Here is an 18,296-nt window from a genome sequence, read left to right on the forward strand (position 1 = left end):
CCCCTACTCTCCATTTGGCTTTACATCGTTTGTCTGTTTCATAGTAAAACTACTGAAAAGTGTTGTTGCTGTCACAGATATAAATAATATAGCTGGACATATTACATAAGAAACGATAGGATTCACGACAAACTTTATATGAGCTGCTCCCATAAATGAGCCCAACCAACTTACTAACATCTCACCAAACGTAGCAGCTATAAATGTCCCTGTCACAATGCCTAATAATACAATGACAATAGAGCGTGTTATATACTGTATACGAATATCTTTGCTAGAAAAACCAATACTTTTCATTATTAATATTTGGGAGGAGTCTTTTGCCAATAACATTTTAAAAAACATTGCAGTAATTAAAACTGATATCAATATCGCAATCAAAATTGCCACTTGAGTTACAAGTCTTAATTGTTTAATTGTCTCTCCTAAAGTTTGCGTTAAATAATCATCCGTATCTGTTATTTTTGCTGAATGAAAATTGTGTTTATACTCCTTCACTTTTTCTTGCAAATCCACAGTAGGCTTCAAATCTACATTTACTACATACCATAATATATTTTCATTATTATAAGAAAAACTCGCTTTAGCTGTTTTCCCACCATTGGTTACATCTTGATACATACCACTAATAGTTAGCTTTTTCTCTTTCCCATCTACAAATAAAATGATTCTATCCCCTACATTCTTTTTTAATTCATTTGCGTTCATATAAGAAAGAGCAATTTCATTTTCGTTTTTTGGTGCCATACCTTGAATATAGTCTAATGGAAATTTAGTGAAATCTCCCACTTCTACATTTAAGTTTTCATGTGTACCATCAGCGTTTACCATTTTAAATGTACTCGTTACAAATGCTGCATATTTTTCTACTTCTGCATCATTTCGCAAATATGAAATAACATCCTTAAATCGTTTCTCTATATTTTCAGATTGCTGTAAATCTATTCGAATATCACTTTTTCCTGTTCCCATATAATTTACAAACTTCGGTGACTGAATCGTATATAAAAAGTTAACTGGTACAACAATCATGAGTACGGCTATTATGAAAACGATACTTAATACGCGATATAACTTAAATCTTTTTATAACATCTTGTATACCAATAAATATATTTACATTTTTAAATTTAGATCGATTGAGTGAAAAGGAGTTTCTAATCTTTCTTTTCCCTAGTTTATCTCTTGATCGTAAAGCATCTATTGCTGTAATCTCCCTAAAACTCCGCAAAATGATACGACAGAACAGGATAACGACTAAAAATAACAATGTTGTGATTATTAATGGCACAACATTGTGTAAAATACTTTTATCTGCCGCCCCCATATAAAGAGTGATATTAGAAGTGAATATCTTTGTAACAAATAGTGAAAGTATATATCCACATATACATCCACCAGCTGAAATAACAACATATTTTGTTACATATAGTTTTTGAATATCTTTACTTGTAATGCCGATAGCTTTCATAACACCAATTTCCCGATAATCTTCTTCCATCGAAGTAATGATCGTAAATCTAATACATAACATTGCGATTAACATTAATAATGCACTTATTATGATAAGTACGGCGGCTATTATTCCATCTGTTAATGAATTGAGTGTTTTAAAGAGTGCATACGTAATAGAGGGACCTTTTTGGGGTAAGTTCGATGACTGGTATAAATTTTCAAATTCATTTATTTTATCTACGTCTGTTAGCTGGAATTCAATAAGATATTCGCTTTCTCCAAAATTTCTTTTTATTCTTTCGAAATCTTCATTGCTTATTACAAACCGTTTTGAACTAACAATTGATGGATTCATTTGAACATCACGAACAAATGCTGAAATAGTAAATTCTAGTTCATTATTATTTTTAACAACCCATATTTTATCTCCCATACGCAAATTATATTTTTGCATATAATAAATGGGTATACCTATTTCCCCTTTCCTAACATCGACCACTTTATTATTTAAATCTAATAAAAAATCAAACTTACTATTTTGCTTAACGAAACTAATGTCCATTACACTATTATGTTCTGCGTGATTTTTCTTTTTAATAAAAATGTTAGATCCATTTATTTGAACCATCTCAGCCGTTTGCTGTTCTTTTACAAAAGGAGTTTTTGCTACAAATGAATCAATTGACTTTTGGTTTATTTCTCCGGCATGCATTTGTACGAAGTGAGGTGCGCTTGATACTTTAAACAATTGATCCATTGAGTTCAATAGATGTAAAACGCTACTTGAGGCACTAGCCATTAAAAGACTCGATAGCATGATAAACATAAATAAAATGGTAATTATCATTTTTTTTTGAGAGAAATCGCTTTTTAATATTCTCCTAATCATATGAAGCTAGTTCCCTTCATTCGATAATATTTTCTTCGTCACAACCGCTATTAATATCATTATGAAACTAATAGCTAATATAGGTAAATAAATTTTCATACTAAATTCTTCAAACATAAAACCATAAACAACTTGCCCAATCGGTGCCATACATTGAGATACAGCTGTTATAATTGCCATTACTTTTCCTAAGTTTTCATTTGGTGTTTTCTTTTGAACTACAGTAATCACATAGATGGATACAATCGTCATGATCATTGCAATTAGAATAGAAGAAAGTATAAAGAGGATAAATGGTGGGTAGTTTCCTAAATTAAGAATAAATGGCGTAACTGATAGTGACATTGGTATTACTAATAAAGCTATTAAAATCATCCAGTAATACAATGTTTTCATCTGTAGCTTTTTCGCAAAAAAACTTATTGATAACGCACCTAAAATAGTTGCAAAATCGATCAATCCCATTCCGATTCCATATAACGTGTGGCTACTTTCCATTGTTACTCGTAGAATAATTGGAGCACCAACAACAAATAGCGGTGTTAGTATTAAATTTAGTAATGCGGCTAAAAGCATAGATTTCAAAATAAATGGTTGTTTTAAAACGTATACAAAGCCATCTTTCATATCCTTTACAATTGTCGGTATGATATGACTTTCTTGCGCTCTTTTTATAAAAGGTATTTTAATAAACATTTCTAAAATCGCAGATAAAAAGAAAGCAAGACAGCTTATTATTACGAGCATTTTCAAACCAATTATGCCGTACCATATTCCTCCTAATACAGGAGCAACTATATTAGATAATGCTTGCACACCATTTACGATACCGTTCGCTTGTTCTAACTTTTTTTCTGGAACTAATTGCGGAATACTTGCCATTACAACTGGTGAGTACATTGCACCAATGACTGCTAGTAAAAACATAATTGTTCCAATCAATAAAATAGATACAGATCCAGTAAATAACAAAACTATAAAGCTTATTACAATCGCAGCGTTTATAAAATCAAAAATAACCATTACATTACGACGATTGAAACGATCTGCTATCGCTCCGCCGAGAGGGGCTAGCAAAAACGGAATACTCGTTACCGCATATAATCCTGCGAATATATCAGCACGCCCTGTTATATCTAATACATATAAAGATAGGGCAAAACGTAAAAGTGTTGAACCCAAAATAGTAATAATTTGCCCACTAACCATTAAATAAAAATCTTTCATCGAAGGTTGTATACTAATAGACATCATAATCACATCCTTCCTTTAATTTAGACCGACTGTCGGTCTATAATAAACAAACAGAAAAATATTATTTCTGTTTCATTAAAACCTCCATCATATAATTAAAGGATCCTTCTTTCGCCCCAACAGATACTTCCATCATTTTGATATAAGCTTTGGCTCTTCTCATCATTTCTTCCGGTTTCCATTGAAATAACCCATCATCAAATATGACTTGCGCTGAGGAAATTAATAATTCAATCGTTTCCTGCGGGTATAGAGTAGAAAATATACCTTCTTCAATTCCTTGCTCTAAAACTTCTGCTAATACAGGAGATAAATGAATAATGGATTGTACTAAACTTTTTTGATGCATTTCTGCATTATTTGGTTGATGAAATTGCTCAATTATTTTATCTTTTATATCTCCTGATTTTGGCGATTGCTCCATCAAAACTCGAAATAACTTTTCTAATACTGGGGTATTTGGATTAGAGACGATTACTTTCGCTTTTGCAACATCTTCTTTAATAATCCTCATAATAATTTCATCCATTACTTCCTCTTTCGACTTAAAGTAATGATAAAACGTCCCCTTTGCTATCCCTATCTCTTTTAAAATGTCATTTACTGTTGTTTTCGTATAACCTTTCGTAATAAACAAACGTTCAGCAGTTTCTAAAATTTCCTTTCTACGCTCCTCATACTCCTTTACAATGCGCATTCACGTTCTCCTTCCCACTAGACCGACTGTCGGTCTAATTTAATTATATGTTTAGTGAGTAAAAAGTTTCCTACTATCGTACATATACAACAAACTACATTATATTTCCTTTATGTATTTTGAAAATCATTTTTCAATACGGTGAATGAAATTTTCGAAATTACTTCTTAGTATCGCTTATTCCTATATTGTTTTATAAAAACAAAAAAGAGCCGCAACGCTTTGCGGCTCTTTTAGAATAATAACTATTTAACGGCCACGTCTTTGCTGACCTTGTTTTGTACTACCTTTTTTATTACTTGGCTTATTAAATGATCGATTGTTATCATTTCTCGAACTATTTCTTGAATCACTTCTTGAGCTATTTCTTGAATCACTTCTTGAGCTATTTCTCGAATCACGTCTTGATTCACTTCTTGAACCTTCACGGCTATCTCTTTGACGATATTGACCTGATTTCTTTGGAGCTGGCTTTGGTACCGGTTTTCCATTTTCATCTACACGTTTTATCTTCGGTTGTTCAATTATTTCTCTTTTCAGTGGTGCACCAAGCGTTTTTTCAATTTCTTCTAAATGTTTTTCATCTTTCGCTGCAACGAATGTAATTGCAAGACCTGATCCACCTGCACGTCCTGTTCGGCCAATGCGGTGAATATAACTTTCTACATCTTCAGGGATATCAAAGTTAAATACGTGCGTTACACCATCTACATCAAGTCCACGAGCTGCTACATCCGTTGCGATTAAGTACTGAATTTTAGCTTCGCGGAAACTCTTCATAACTCTTTCACGTTTCGCTTGAGGTATATCACCATGAAGTTCAGCACAATTATAACCTAGTCCTTTTAAATTATCATAAAGCTTACTTGCTCTAACCTTTGTACGACAGAAAATAACTGCTAAAAATGGCTGATCACGATCCATAACAAAACGAAGTGCATCTGGCTTTGCACGATCTGTCGTCTCAATGACACGCTGCTCAATTGTATCTACCGTTACTTCTTCACTTTGTACTTGAATCATTTGCGGCTCATCCATATAACGCTTCGCCAATTTTTTAATATCTTTTGGCATCGTTGCTGAGAATAACATCGTTTGTTTACTACCAGGTGTCTCATCTAAAATATCTTCAATATCATATAAGAAACCGAAATAAAGCATTTGATCTGCTTCATCTAGTACAATCGTTGAAATATTACTTAAATCAATTGTTTCACGTCGTATGTGATCTAATAATCGTCCTGGTGTTGCTACAACAATATGTGTATTACCTTTTAACTTTCTCAATTGTTGTGCTACATCTTGCCCACCATAAATCGCTAGTACATTAATATCTTCTCTTTGAACAAGCATTTTTTTAATTTCAGTTGTAATTTGCAGGGCTAGTTCCCTTGTTGGTGCAACAATTAAAGCCTGAACATCACTACACTCTGGATCGATTTTTTCTAAAATCGGTAACACGAATGCTAATGTTTTACCCGTTCCTGTTTTCGCTTGCCCAATAACATCTTTACCTGACATAATAACAGGAATTGCCTTCTCCTGAATCGGTGTTGCTTCTGTAATTCCATTTTCACGTAATGTATGATTAAAAGTTTCACTAATTCCTAATTCTAAAAATTTTTTCAAATAGACCACTTCTTTTCCTTATTTTTCACATTAGCTTCCATTGTACCATTTGTTTCGCCAAATATGAAAAATAAAAAAAATTCTTATCTTCTTTTTTTATATTCATCGTGTACTAGGTGGACAAATTCTTTTTGTTTTTTCTCGGAATTTATTAATGCTTCCATGTTAGTAGAAGACAAAATGAACCTTTTAATTTTTCTATTACTCCAAATTAGTCTTGTATACTTTGTATCTTCGTGCAACCTTCGAAACCACTCAAATTCGCTTAATTTGGCAATATGATGCTTTAATTTCATATCATTTCGAGGAAAAAATAAAATAATATCTGCAATTACATCAAACAATAAACTCATCTTCTCCCCTCCTATACATATATATTTCAATGTTACGGAAATATAGTTACAGGGTGATAAAATTGACTACTACATTCATAAAGACTTTTTGCATAATTTTCTTACTATATTTTCAATCCACCACAATTATTATGGCGAAATCTCAAACAGATGTAATCAGTGAATTCAAACATGCTTTACTCAAAAATGATAAAAAATTAATGAAGTCATATGTAACAGAAGGAGTTGAACTACCTACTTTCCAAACAAATAAAAAAATTCATGAAATTAAAATCGTACCCTCTCCCAAAGAAGATACTACAATTCTTCTTTCTTATTTCAAAGGCACTGATGATGTATTTACTATCGGTTTCATTTTAGAAATAGTAACAAAAAATAATAAAATATCTCGAATTCATCAAATTTATAATGGAACCAATCCATTTTTGAAAGAAGCTACTATTGTAAAAGAATATGAAATGAAGTGTAAGGAACATATACTTACTCCTACAAAATTCCCGTTCGAAATTCACGAATTTCAAGGGTACATCTATAACGATTACTTAGATCTCCAATACTACAATGAAGATATGAATGGGATTTTAAAAATCACTGTTTCACCAGTTCAAAACAAATTAGGCTTCTATGTACATAGGGGAGCTAAGTTCTACAGCTTAAAAAATAATATAATAGCATTATATAATCCTCATTTTGATTCAGCATATGAACTTATCTTTCAGAAGAATGGTTTTCAATATACAATTGCAATTGGTAACAAACTATACATAAAAAGAAAATACAATGTTACTGATTTGATTCAAATTGCAGAAACTATGAATTAAAAAACTAGCTTCCCTCTAATGGAAAGCTAGTTTTTTAATTATTTTATAGTAAGTTTTCCTCCATGATAGCAATAATAGCTTGCTGCTTTAAGGTTTTTAATTCTCTTTAAAGATTCTTCCGCTTTTTCTATATCTAAGCAAAAATTCGGATTAGCTATTACTAATTCATTATTATCTTGAACGGCCGCATCCCCTGTAATTACACAATTTAAATTTGGAAAATATAATGAAATATGCCCCGAAGTATGTCCTGGGGTCGCTACTATTTGACATTCATCATTCAAAATCATTTGGCCATCATGTACTTTTTCATCGACGGAAATATGTCTTATATTTTTTAACTGTTGGATAAACCATTTTCCAAATTCTTTTTCTTCATTTGGCATACGTTCTAACATTTCTTCAGCTTGAACTAATCTCTCTGATTTTAAATCGCCATTAATATAGTTGGATTCAATTTCACTAGCAATAATATTAATGTGAGGATATTTCACTTTGAAATCATATAAAGCCCCTATATGATCGTCATCATAATGAGTAATAATTATATTTTTTAAGTTTTTCATCTCATACCCATGTTTTAATATTACATTTTCAATTAAAGGTAAAAAACTCGTATATCCTGTATCGACTAATGTTAATTCATTATGTACTATAATTAAACTTGGATAAATACATTGCTTTTGCCCGTTAAATTCGAATTCAATTGGTAGTTCTATTATTTTCATTTTTCTTCCTCCATACCGCTTTTAAAATGCATAATAATAACTAAATCATCCACATACATTTTACAATATATATACTATGTAACAAAACACTGTGAGTCGTTACATAACCAACATTCTATTATTTTGAACAGGTAATTCCCTATTTTTATGGAATATACAATAAGAAAAACAATAAAATTGATTATTTCCCTACTTCTTTGTCTATCCTTTTAAAAAATCGATGTTTTTGTAAAAGGAGTGTTTATATGGAGAAACAGACACTTTGGAAAAAGTTCAAAAAAAGCTCTGTAAACCTCGGTAAATCCAGCGTATATGAAAGTATTATTTTATTCTACACAATGAAAAAGAAAGAATTACCTACTAAAGCGAAATTCATAATATTAGCCGCTTTATCTTATTACGTATTAACAATTGATTTCATTCCAGATATAGCTGCTATTATTGGGATCGGCTTATTAGATGATGTTTTAGCAATTGCTATAGCGCATAAATATGTGATGCGCCATGCGGATGCTGAAATTCGAGAGAAGAGCAAAGTAAAAATGGAGTCATTATTTACTTCAGCACAAGCATAATTAAACTATTTAGTCATTTACCTAGCTTTTTACTTTCAAAAAAGCTAACTTTAATTATTGATAGTTCTATTTAACCTTCACCATGAGATCATTACAGAATACATTCTTAATTTCTCTTAACTCTCGAGCCGTAAACAAATAGGGTGCCAGTACTTGTTCCTAAGTTCTGACACCCTATTATTTGTTCTTATATTTATCTGTTATACAATTCATTCAGGAAAGATTCCAATAGAGACATTCTTAAATAAAGAAAGACCATAATAGTGCAGATAGTTTATACAGTTGCATGCGTGCCCCTATACAAAACTGCTATTGCAACTACTATAAGAATCATCCCCATAAAAGCAGGTGCGGCATGACCAAGTGATACATAAATTTGCCCTCCAATAATTGGACCAATCATTCTTGCCAAAGCTTGAATAGATTGGCTTCCACCCTGAATCCTTCCTTGTTCACTAGAATCGACAGACTTTGAGAGCATCCCATTGAATGAAGGCCCGAAAATCGAGTCACCAAAACCAAACAGTAACATCCCAACGATTAAAAGAGGATATAGGGAAAACAAAGCAGATGCTGCAATAAAACTGTAGCCAATAATCTCCGAAACCATCCCAAGTATTGCTATTTGTTTATCACTAAGCTTGCCCACAAGCTTTGGCATTATAAAAGCTTGTGAAATGATGTCTTGAAAGCCCATAATTGAAAACATAAGTCCGATTAGTGCAGGCTTCCAGCTAAAAGTATCCATCGTAAATTGTGTGAAAATTGCTTGTAAAGATCCGTTAGGTATCCAAAGTAAAAACGCTGAGACGAGTAACCATTTTAAGTGTTTCATAGAAAGTATGTTTGCAAGTTGTACAAAAGGATTTAACCTTACAAAAGTAATCTCTTTTAACCTATTATTTTTGTCAAGACTCTCAGGCATATATTTCATCCCATATAATACATTGAATAAAGTTATGAGCGCTCCAAAATATAAAGGTACAGAATGACCAAACTTTGCAAGTAATCCCCCAAGAGTTGGGCCAATGATGGTTCCTACACCTACCACCGCACTTACCCATCCAAAGTATTTCGTTCTCTGTTCTGGCGGAATGATATCTGCAAAATATGCGAAAATTGTACTGATACTCCCGCCTGTTATACCTTCTATTATGCGTCCAGCAAATAGTACCCATAAGGCCCCTCCTATACCAAAAACTAAGTACCCGAGTGCAGAACCGAAAAGGCATATTAAAAGTAATGGACGACGACCATATTTATCGCTTAAAGCCCCGAGTGCAGGAGCAGCAAAAAACACGCAAACCGCATAAACAGAGGTCAGTAGCGTAACAACTAGAGCCTGTTCTTCCGGACTACTTATATAAGGCTGCACTAAGAATGGCACTACAGGCATAATGATACTGAACCCTATACCACAAAGAAATACAGAAATAAGCCCGAATATTAAAGCATGTTTATCTATGTTTTTTTCAGTTTCCTTTTCATTTTGTGATCTAAATATAGACATTTAACTTCTCTCCTCAAAACTTTTTGTTGCTGTGTCAACAAAATAATAACTCCATTTTGTTGATTAGTCAACAAAAAAACAATAATAAAAAGGTAGCCTCTTCTCATACGAGTAAGGCTACCTTTTTATTATTTAAATTTATTACGACTTAATATGTATACCTTGTTTCTTTATTTCTGCATCCAAATGCCTACTATATTTTTCCACGAAGCTAATTATACTGTCGAATTCTGCCTCGGTTACTTGCTCAAATACAACTTTATCCCGCTCTTGAAACTCTTTGTGCAAGTCTTCATGGATTTTATAAATTTCTTTCCCCTGTTCAGTAAGCCTAAAATAGATCTCTTTTTTATTCTCTGACTTTTGGTAGCTTTCAATAAGGCCTTTTTTTATGAGCTTCTTAGTCATCCTACTTATAGCACCGCGAGTTACATAAAAAGCCTCTGCAAGTTGTGTCACGTTAGAATCTGCATTGTTTTCAATATGTTCAATACAATGTACCTCAGAAGACTTAAACCCTTTAAGACCTTCTTCCATTTTATCCTTATTAAGCCAAACCATCTTATTATATAAGTCCCTGAAACCGTTCATGACCTGTTCTTCCTTATTCATGGCCTATCCTCCTAACCGCTCATTCATACATTAAAACCATTATATTAAATTTCTGTTCCCGTTTCGACAATATTGATATAATTATTTGAGTTATCTATGAAAATAGACGATTAAATAAAATAATTCACGAAACAACAAATAATGCAAGTGTATTACAACTTGTACTACACAGTAGACAAAAAGTAAGAGCTAAGATAATTTCTCTTAGCTCTTACTTCATAAAATTAATATTTTTAAGATACTATTTCACTTCATTCGCTACAAAAAACTGTTCACAAACACTCGAAATACGCTGTAAGTCTACGTTTCCACCAGATATAACCGCTACTACTTTTTTCCCTTTGATATATGGATCCACTTTCCCTGCAAGTAGAGCAGCAGTAGCTAATGCGCCTGCACCTTCTACAACAGCTTTACCTCGCTGTAATAAGTCTTTCATCGCTACTTCTAATTCACCTTCTGATACTGTGACAATATCATCTACTAATTCTTTTACAACTTCAAAAGTTAAATTGCCCGGTATTTTAACCGCACAACCATCTGCTATAGTAGGTGCCTCATAATGTTCTACAATTGTACCTTTGTCATAAGATGCCTTCATTCCATGAACATTATCTGCTTGGACACCAATTATATGAATGGATGGATTAAAAGATTTTAATGCAACAGCAATACCAGAAATAATTCCACCTCCACCAATTGGTACAATGACAGTATCAACATCCCACATATCATCAAGAATATCTAATCCTATTGTACCTTGACCAGCCATTACTTCTACATCATCATATGGATGTAAGTATGTTTCACCTGTTTCCCTAATAATCTCTTCACATTTTGTCTTCGCATCATCAAAGGTTTCACCATGTAAAACCACTTCTGATCCATATCCTTTAGTTGCATCAACTTTCGCCTGAGGTGCAGAAATCGGCATAACAATTTTACTCTTAATACCGAGTAAATGAGCAGATAAAGCAATTCCTTGCGCATGATTACCTGCTGAACATGCAATAACTCCTCTTTCTTTTTCTTCGTCTGTAAGCTGTGACATTTTATTAAATGCGCCACGGAATTTAAAAGAACCCGTTAATTGCATATTTTCTAATTTCAAATGAATTTCTCCGCCTGTTTTACTAGTCAAATAAAAAGATTTCACTAATGGAGTTTTACGAGCATTTCTGTCTAGAATGTTTTGAGCTTTTTTAATGTCTGCTATATGTAATGGTAGTTTTTTAGTTATCATACTAACACCCCTTCTAATGATTTATAATTTACTGATTGTCTCATTCCTAAGTTTTCGTAGGCAATTACTCCTTTATACGCAACCAACCCTGTTAAAAAATCATTCCTCATATATATACGCTATTCTTTAAAGTACACAAATGCAAACAATTCAACATCCTCTTCATATCACGTTCTTTATAATGATTCAGGCATGCAATTTGGATCCAATTATTCTTTTGTAAATACGCTGATTCATAATGGACAATATATCCTTGTAACGCTAACGCATCACCTACTACTTTAGAAGAAAGACCTTCGTTTAATTGAATAGTAAGTATAATTGGCGCAGCATGTTCTTTAGGTGAAACAAGGTTTAAACCCATAGTGGTAATAACTTCTTCCATATAATCATATGTCTCATTTATTTTTACAAATGCTTTTTCATCTTCAAATTTCTTCAACGCTTCCTGCAATGCATAAATTAAATTCCATGAATGAGAATATGGAATACTTTCATTTTCTCCGTACATGCCTATGTCCATATAGGCTGGTAATGTCTCGTTTACTTTCACATTATGATTATGAAAAACGAAAGATAATCCAGTAAACGATTTAATTGCTTTTCCACTAACACCACTTGCAAAATATACACCCTTTAAATCTATCGGTATCGCTCCAATTGAACTGATACAATCTACACATAGTTTCACTTTATACTTTTCACAGAAAACATTTAGTTCGTCTAAATCATTTAACATTCCGGTTGATGTTTCATGGTGAACAAACCAAAGCCATTCATAATTTCCAGTTTTCATTATTTTTTCTAATTCTGTATAAATAAACGGTTCTCCCATTTCTTTTTTATACGTATCAAAATGTAATTGCGCGCGTGCTGCGTGTCCAACTAATCTATTTCCAAATTCCCCATTTGTTAATACGAGTCCTTTCCCTTTTAAAGAACGCAACTGTAAAGCAATGGCATCATTTGATAACGTCCCTGTTCCTAACATGATTTGCACACGTTTTGCTTTTGTCATTTGCAGTAAACGTTTTTTCACATTTTCAATTGTTACTTGAAATGACTTAGAACGATGCGAAATAGGCTTAGTAGAAAATGCCTTTCGAACATTCTCTTCAATATCTACTGGACCAGGTAAAAACGTATATTCTTTCGTCATAATCCCTCCAACACTCGACTCTTCAAACATAGCGGGGGTAACATACATTGGCTGGAAGGCTGCTTCTTCTGTACCAACTAACTTATGGAAAGTTTTGAATCCCATTTGCTCATATAAAGGTAGCTCACGTGTTGTAGCAGAAATGAGTGCCAATTCATATCCATTTAGAAGCAAATAACGATGTAAAAAGCGAATTAAACCTAACAACGCTCTTCCATTTCGATATTCACGTTCTACTGAAAGCAAACGAATTTCATATACGTTTTCTCCATGTTCTTGCAAATAAAAATCTAGATTTGAAATTTTATAATCTAACGAGAATGGTCGTTTTCCCCGCAATGCGACCATACCGACTAACTTATCGTCATCTAAACAAATTAAATATGTATTTTCTTCATGAAAACGATCTATACGAACACGCTCTTTCGTTTCTTCATGTTGCGGAATTTCTTCTACAAATGTTTTATAATTCAATTTATGTATACTTTCAAATTCCCAATCTTGATCAGCAACCTTATAAATTAACCCCATGTTCTATCTCCTTTATGCATTTAATAAAAATTATAAGTGGAGATTAACTCCACTTATTAAAAGTTCATTTCATTCTCGATTTACATATAAAATAAGTACAATTATAAGAGCACTTAAAATAGTCGTAACAATAGAGTAAGAATACAAAATTATGCAAATTGGTAAACAAGCAATTGTAATTAACCCTGGCTTAGTAAATCCTTTAAAGATTAAATAAAATATAATGAAAACAGCAACAAGTGTAAGCGCTATCAAATAATCAAATGCGATTAATCCTCCAATAAATGTTGAAATGCCTTTTCCGCCCTTGCCTTTAAATACAATTGGGTAAATATGTCCAAGTAAAACAGCTAGTAAAGCTAACATTACAAAAGTAGAATCTTCAAAAAGATATTTTGCAATAGAAACTACGATTGCCCCTTTAATTGCATCACCTAAAAATGTAGCGACGAAATACCCTTTTCCATATACGCGCCCCATATTTCTTGCGCCAGGATTCCCACTTCCTTCATCCCGAATATCAACGTTATGTCTCCATTTTGTTACTATATAAGCGGTCAATATGTTTCCAAATAAATAAGAAGCCACCAAATACAAAAACTGCATACTATTAATCATGTAATCATTCACTTTCTACATGGGAGTACTTATACAATATTCAATGACTATGTATATTGTACTTTTCTTGCTTTAGATCCCTTCGTATATTTTAACATCATTTTTTTACAAATCATACAAAAATTCACATACAACTATTTTTTAAAATATATATTCTTCATTAAATAATATGCTCCTTTCGCAGCTGGTTCTGATTGTGATAAAAATGTAACTTCTCCTATACTCTTCTCACAGCATTTCTTAAATTCAGCATATATTTCAGGAACGAAACACAATATGCTGCCACTTACTGCAATTGAAGTTGGGTGCTTAAATTTCAGCTTGTTATAAACATTTACTGTAATCCTAGCTAATTCCTTTCCAGTTTGCATCATAATTTCATGTGCATCATCATTCCCATTTCTCGCTTTCTCAATAATGAATGGTGCAATTGCTGCCACTTTATCTTTCGAAGAAATATATACTAGACTTTTTATATGAGACGGTGTCAAAAGTTGAAACTCGTCTTGAATACTTAAGCTTAATGGGCAAAGTGGAACTCCTTGATCAAATTGATTTGCCATTCTCTTTAAACCTTGTAATGCAATCCAATATCCGCTTCCTTCATCTCCTAAAATATGTCCCCATCCACCGCTATACCCGTACACTTCTCCCTTCTTTCCTAGACAAATCGCACCTGTACCACCAATCGTTAAAATTCCCTCCTTCCCTTTTAAAGCCGCTGCATGTGCGATCATTGCGTCATTATAAACTTCAATTTGTGTTCCGTACTTCTTTTTTAGACGAAATGTTAATTCATTTGTATTTGCTCCACTTGCACCCGCTAATCCTAAACAAACACAAACGCAATTCCCATTTAATAAACCTTTCTGGCATTGATCAATCGCTTCCATAATATGAAAAAGTGCTTCTTCAAAATCTATTAATATGTTTCCAAATCCACTTGTAGCTCTTACAAGTTCGTTTCCATCTTTATCAAATGCAATTGCTTCTGTCTTTGTTCCCCCGCCGTCTACTCCAATCATATACTTCATATGTTCGCCTCATTTTCATCATCTTATTGGAGGGAATGTGATATTCCCTAAAACTACAGATTGCTTTGCACCTGTTGCACTTGGCACATTACTCGGATTACGATGATGTGTTTCGTTTGCTAAAATTGCAAAGGCGATTGCTTCTTTCGCCTCTGAAGAATAGCCTATATCTTCTTGAATGAATATTGTGCACTTTTCTTCCTTCAATCCATACCGTATCATTTCAACAAGTGTACAATTATAACTGCCACCACCACCTAAAATCACCTCATCGATTTCATAATATGGCAGAATAAACTCATGATAATGATGAACAATCGATCTTGCTGTAAACATTGTGACAGTCGTCAATATATTTTCTTTACTATGCTTTTCAAACCGCTTCAATAACTCACTTACAAATTCTTCTCCAAACTGTTCTCTACCAGTTGATTTTGGTGGATTCATTGTCAAAAATGAATGGTTCATACAATATGTCAAAATTTCATCTACAACTACTCCCTGTTTTGCAATCTTACCATTTTGATCATATGGCAACTGAAATAACCTTTGACATACTTCATCAATTATCATATTGCCTGGACCAGTATCAAAAGCTATTACGCTCTTATCACTTCGGTGATTTGGTATTACTGTTACATTACCGATCCCGCCAATATTTTGTAGTAGTCTATTTTTAGTTGGATGACGATACAAAATAATCTCTGAATATGGTACAAGTGGTGCACCTTGTCCCCCTGCTGCCATATCCATCGTTCGAAAATTAGAGATAACCGTAGTGTTCGTTTCATATGCTATAACTGCTGGTTCTCCAATTTGCAATGTGGAAGGAATCAAATTACCATATTGCTTTGGCTGATGATAAATCGTTTGTCCGTGAGAACCTATTAAATCTAATTGTTTCAAAGAAAAATTGGCCTCTTTACAAACTTCCTTTACAGCATTGGCAAAACATAAACCGAGCTTGAAATTTAAACTACATATGAGTTGGACATTTGAATTTTCTATTGATAACGATTGTTGTATTTCATTTTTTGTATCATTACAAAATGGAACAGTAGTAAAATGGATAAGTTTGACCTTAGACTCTACACCACTCCCTTCTATATGAACGAGTGCTAGATCTATACCGTCTAACGATGTACCTGACATTATGCCTACAATATACATAACATGCATGACCTCCTATTTACTAAAAAACAATCATGTAAGTTACAAACGTACAACCGATCGAAAATAATATGAATCTAAAAAACAACTGAACTTTCGATGTGAACGATCCATCAATGAAAGAAACAACTACTGTAAGCAAAATACTTGCCGCAATGCTTGTAACGAGCCATATACTATGCATTTGTGATAAATGTAGCATTCTTAATAAAGGTACAAAAAGTAAATTTGCACATATCACTCCAAATAATAATAAAGATACACCTTTATAACTAAATTTTATATTCATTCCATTTCACCCTCTCTGAACTTCATGTGAAAGAAGTGATAGACAACATGCCTATCACTCAAAATAAAATATAAAACTTACGGATTAACAGATTCTCCATCACCATTTTTCTCAATTTCAAGCATGTTTTTGTCGTACATTTTAAAGAATGGTAAATAAATAAGGAATGATATTGTTATGTTTATAAATACGAGTACAATCGCTCTCCAATCCCCACCTGTTGCTAAATATGCACCAATTGGAGCTGGTAATGTCCATGGAGGCATTATATGTGTTGGTGTAACAAACCCCATCGCAGTTGCTGAGTATGCAATAGTTGCTGTTACTAGTGGTGTAATGATAAATGGGATAATTAATATTGGGTTTAGTACAATTGGCAATCCAAAAATAACAGGTTCATTAATATTAAAAATACCAGGCACAATACAAGTTCTTGATAATGCCTTCGAATATTTTGATCGACCAAATACAATCATAGCTAATACAAGCCCTAACGTCGCACCAGAACCACCAATCCATATAAACCATTGGTATAATGGTTCTGGTGAAATGAATGGTAACTGATTTGCGCCACTAGCAACTGCTTCACCATTTTTCCCTAAATATACTTCCCATAATGGCCGGGCAACAGTTCCAACAACTGACACACCATGAATTCCGAATGACCAAAAAAATGTAATTAAAAATACTGGAATGATTACACCGAAGTAACTATCACCAGCTTTTACTAACGGTGCCGCTAATTTATCAACTACATGATGTAAATCAATACTAAAAACGACAGTTACTAAACTCATTAAAATAATAACGAATGCAGCAGGTATAAGTGCTTCAAACGAACGTGAAACAGACGGCGGTACTTGTTCTGGCATTTTAATCATTACATTTTTCGTCTTACAAAATCTTAAAATCTCAACTGATAAAATAGAAACAATCATCGTCACGAATAATCCATGACCACCGAGATTTGTCATCGGAAGCATAAATCCTTTTTTATCAATTAATTCAGGCGTTAATGTTAATAGTAATGAACATACTGCAAGCTGTGCTCCTGATAAAGCATCTAGCTTATAACTTTTCGCTAAATTATACCCTATTCCAAATGCTATATATAAAGACATAATAAACATCGTTAAACGATATGGTATTAATATACTGGTTTGATTCTTTAATGCCCAAACGGATATGAAACTATCTTTCGGTAAAGGTGGAAATGCTACGATTAAAAAGAAACTTCCTACAATAATAAATGGCAAAGCTGAAATAACTCCATCACGGATTGCTTGTAAATGCCTTTGCTCAGAAAGCCTTGCCATCGGTCCAGATAAGTTTTTATCAAGAAACGTGACAAACTTATTCATAACACTTCCCCCTAACTAATTAAATCATTTACAGTTTTTAATAAAGTCGATCCACCAAGCGGCGTATATGCTTGCGGCGGTATGATACCGCATGGAATAGATTCCTCTTCTGCAAATTTTTTTACAGAGTCAAATCGATGTCTTACTTGAGGTGCAACCATTACAACATCCCAACCATTCTTTACTTCTTCCTCTACCTCACTTGTTCCAATTGCATGGACTTCCATGTTCATACCTTTTTTCTCCGCCTCTTTTTTTAAAGCGTTTACAACAATTGCGCTGGACATCCCTCCAGAACAAACGAATAAAACCTTCATTTATTAATCCTCCTATACTTATAATTTATCCCCTTCGAATGAAAGGAAGTTT

General features: G+C 33.1%; 18 protein-coding genes. 2 read left to right on the forward strand and 16 right to left on the reverse strand.

What is annotated here, in order from left to right; translation table 11 throughout:
- Positions 1-3: 3 nt before the first annotated feature.
- The 5 genes from QCI44_RS16095 to QCI44_RS16115 form a co-directional block, all read right to left on the reverse strand.
- Positions 4-2,343: an ABC transporter permease gene (locus QCI44_RS16095; RefSeq protein ID WP_353811320.1), complete on the reverse strand. Its 2,340-nt coding sequence runs from the start codon at positions 2,341-2,343 to the stop codon at positions 4-6.
- 6 nt (positions 2,344-2,349) lie between these two features.
- Positions 2,350-3,597: an MFS transporter gene (locus tag QCI44_RS16100; protein ID WP_016087858.1), complete on the reverse strand. Its 1,248-nt coding sequence runs from the start codon at positions 3,595-3,597 to the stop codon at positions 2,350-2,352.
- Between the two features lie 61 nt (positions 3,598-3,658).
- Positions 3,659-4,294, reverse strand: coding sequence for a TetR/AcrR family transcriptional regulator (locus QCI44_RS16105; RefSeq protein ID WP_088084192.1), 636 nt, complete (start codon positions 4,292-4,294; stop codon positions 3,659-3,661).
- Between the two features lie 249 nt (positions 4,295-4,543).
- A complete protein-coding gene (locus tag QCI44_RS16110; protein ID WP_353811321.1) occupies positions 4,544-5,932 on the reverse strand; it encodes a DEAD/DEAH box helicase in 1,389 nt (462 codons plus the stop codon).
- Between the two features lie 74 nt (positions 5,933-6,006).
- Complete coding sequence (locus tag QCI44_RS16115) at positions 6,007-6,276, reverse strand: hypothetical protein (protein WP_016087861.1); 270 nt, start codon at positions 6,274-6,276, stop codon at positions 6,007-6,009.
- A gap of 29 nt (positions 6,277-6,305) precedes the next feature.
- Between QCI44_RS16115 and QCI44_RS16120 the strand changes: the two genes are divergently transcribed.
- On the forward strand, positions 6,306-7,097 hold the full coding sequence (locus QCI44_RS16120) for a hypothetical protein (protein ID WP_353811322.1): 792 nt from the start codon (positions 6,306-6,308) through the stop codon (positions 7,095-7,097).
- Between the two features lie 38 nt (positions 7,098-7,135).
- On the opposite strand, the gene QCI44_RS16125 is transcribed toward QCI44_RS16120, so the two are convergent.
- A complete protein-coding gene (locus QCI44_RS16125) occupies positions 7,136-7,825 on the reverse strand; it encodes an MBL fold metallo-hydrolase (RefSeq protein WP_353811323.1) in 690 nt (229 codons plus the stop codon).
- Positions 7,826-8,070: 245 nt separating this feature from the next.
- Here QCI44_RS16125 and QCI44_RS16130 point away from each other — a divergent pair, with 245 nt between their 5' ends.
- On the forward strand, positions 8,071-8,400 hold the full coding sequence (locus QCI44_RS16130) for a YkvA family protein (RefSeq protein ID WP_000415085.1): 330 nt from the start codon (positions 8,071-8,073) through the stop codon (positions 8,398-8,400).
- Positions 8,401-8,674: 274 nt separating this feature from the next.
- Here QCI44_RS16130 and QCI44_RS16135 read toward each other — a convergent pair whose 3' ends face one another.
- The 10 genes from QCI44_RS16135 to QCI44_RS16180 form a co-directional block, all read right to left on the reverse strand.
- The gene (locus QCI44_RS16135; RefSeq protein WP_000021815.1) at positions 8,675-9,910 is read right to left on the reverse strand and encodes an MFS transporter; all 1,236 of its coding nucleotides are present in this window, start codon (positions 9,908-9,910) and stop codon (positions 8,675-8,677) included.
- Between the two features lie 141 nt (positions 9,911-10,051).
- Positions 10,052-10,522, reverse strand: a complete 471-nt coding sequence (locus tag QCI44_RS16140) for a MarR family transcriptional regulator (RefSeq protein ID WP_001030891.1) — start codon at positions 10,520-10,522, stop codon at positions 10,052-10,054.
- Positions 10,523-10,763: 241 nt separating this feature from the next.
- A complete protein-coding gene (gene tdcB, locus QCI44_RS16145) occupies positions 10,764-11,765 on the reverse strand; it encodes a bifunctional threonine ammonia-lyase/L-serine ammonia-lyase TdcB (RefSeq protein WP_088084200.1) in 1,002 nt (333 codons plus the stop codon).
- A 106-nt stretch (positions 11,766-11,871) separates the two neighbouring features.
- A complete protein-coding gene (locus QCI44_RS16150) occupies positions 11,872-13,455 on the reverse strand; it encodes an aminotransferase class V-fold PLP-dependent enzyme (RefSeq protein WP_016087866.1) in 1,584 nt (527 codons plus the stop codon).
- Between the two features lie 69 nt (positions 13,456-13,524).
- The gene (gene plsY, locus QCI44_RS16155; protein WP_016087867.1) at positions 13,525-14,073 is read right to left on the reverse strand and encodes a glycerol-3-phosphate 1-O-acyltransferase PlsY; all 549 of its coding nucleotides are present in this window, start codon (positions 14,071-14,073) and stop codon (positions 13,525-13,527) included.
- 134 nt (positions 14,074-14,207) lie between these two features.
- Complete coding sequence (locus QCI44_RS16160) at positions 14,208-15,107, reverse strand: BadF/BadG/BcrA/BcrD ATPase family protein (protein ID WP_098485730.1); 900 nt, start codon at positions 15,105-15,107, stop codon at positions 14,208-14,210.
- Positions 15,108-15,125: 18 nt separating this feature from the next.
- Positions 15,126-16,277, reverse strand: coding sequence for an anhydro-N-acetylmuramic acid kinase AnmK (gene anmK / locus QCI44_RS16165; protein WP_353811324.1), 1,152 nt, complete (start codon positions 16,275-16,277; stop codon positions 15,126-15,128).
- A gap of 22 nt (positions 16,278-16,299) precedes the next feature.
- A complete protein-coding gene (locus tag QCI44_RS16170) occupies positions 16,300-16,566 on the reverse strand; it encodes a hypothetical protein (RefSeq protein WP_016087870.1) in 267 nt (88 codons plus the stop codon).
- Between the two features lie 77 nt (positions 16,567-16,643).
- Positions 16,644-17,927 carry a PTS sugar transporter subunit IIC gene (locus QCI44_RS16175; protein WP_097845050.1) on the reverse strand — a complete coding sequence of 428 codons (1,284 nt, stop codon included), beginning with the start codon at positions 17,925-17,927 and terminating at the stop codon, positions 16,644-16,646.
- Between the two features lie 11 nt (positions 17,928-17,938).
- Positions 17,939-18,244 carry a PTS sugar transporter subunit IIB gene (locus QCI44_RS16180; protein ID WP_016087872.1) on the reverse strand — a complete coding sequence of 102 codons (306 nt, stop codon included), beginning with the start codon at positions 18,242-18,244 and terminating at the stop codon, positions 17,939-17,941.
- Positions 18,245-18,296: the final 52 nt, after the last annotated feature.

It is taken from the genome of Bacillus cereus group sp. RP37, from assembly GCF_040459695.1.
Taxonomy (GTDB): Bacteria; Bacillota; Bacilli; order Bacillales; family Bacillaceae_G; genus Bacillus_A.

Excerpts from the sequence above, each read along its gene's own strand:
- QCI44_RS16095 (WP_353811320.1), bottom strand. The coding sequence starts at position 2,343 with ATGATTAGGAGAATATTAAAAAGCGATTTCTCTCAAAAAAAAATGATA.
- QCI44_RS16100 (WP_016087858.1), bottom strand. The coding sequence starts at position 3,597 with ATGATGTCTATTAGTATACAACCTTCGATGAAAGATTTTTATTTAATG.
- QCI44_RS16105 (WP_088084192.1), bottom strand. The coding sequence starts at position 4,294 with ATGCGCATTGTAAAGGAGTATGAGGAGCGTAGAAAGGAAATTTTAGAA.
- QCI44_RS16115 (WP_016087861.1), bottom strand. The coding sequence starts at position 6,276 with ATGAGTTTATTGTTTGATGTAATTGCAGATATTATTTTATTTTTTCCT.
- QCI44_RS16120 (WP_353811322.1), top strand. The coding sequence starts at position 6,306 with ATGTTACGGAAATATAGTTACAGGGTGATAAAATTGACTACTACATTC.
- QCI44_RS16125 (WP_353811323.1), bottom strand. The coding sequence starts at position 7,825 with ATGAAAATAATAGAACTACCAATTGAATTCGAATTTAACGGGCAAAAG.
- QCI44_RS16130 (WP_000415085.1), top strand. The coding sequence starts at position 8,071 with ATGGAGAAACAGACACTTTGGAAAAAGTTCAAAAAAAGCTCTGTAAAC.
- QCI44_RS16135 (WP_000021815.1), bottom strand. The coding sequence starts at position 9,910 with ATGTCTATATTTAGATCACAAAATGAAAAGGAAACTGAAAAAAACATA.
- QCI44_RS16140 (WP_001030891.1), bottom strand. The coding sequence starts at position 10,522 with ATGAATAAGGAAGAACAGGTCATGAACGGTTTCAGGGACTTATATAAT.
- tdcB (WP_088084200.1), bottom strand. The coding sequence starts at position 11,765 with ATGATAACTAAAAAACTACCATTACATATAGCAGACATTAAAAAAGCT.
- QCI44_RS16150 (WP_016087866.1), bottom strand. The coding sequence starts at position 13,455 with ATGGGGTTAATTTATAAGGTTGCTGATCAAGATTGGGAATTTGAAAGT.
- plsY (WP_016087867.1), bottom strand. The coding sequence starts at position 14,073 with ATGATTAATAGTATGCAGTTTTTGTATTTGGTGGCTTCTTATTTATTT.
- QCI44_RS16160 (WP_098485730.1), bottom strand. The coding sequence starts at position 15,107 with ATGAAGTATATGATTGGAGTAGACGGCGGGGGAACAAAGACAGAAGCA.
- anmK (WP_353811324.1), bottom strand. The coding sequence starts at position 16,277 with ATGTATATTGTAGGCATAATGTCAGGTACATCGTTAGACGGTATAGAT.
- QCI44_RS16170 (WP_016087870.1), bottom strand. The coding sequence starts at position 16,566 with ATGAATATAAAATTTAGTTATAAAGGTGTATCTTTATTATTATTTGGA.
- QCI44_RS16175 (WP_097845050.1), bottom strand. The coding sequence starts at position 17,927 with ATGAATAAGTTTGTCACGTTTCTTGATAAAAACTTATCTGGACCGATG.
- QCI44_RS16180 (WP_016087872.1), bottom strand. The coding sequence starts at position 18,244 with ATGAAGGTTTTATTCGTTTGTTCTGGAGGGATGTCCAGCGCAATTGTT.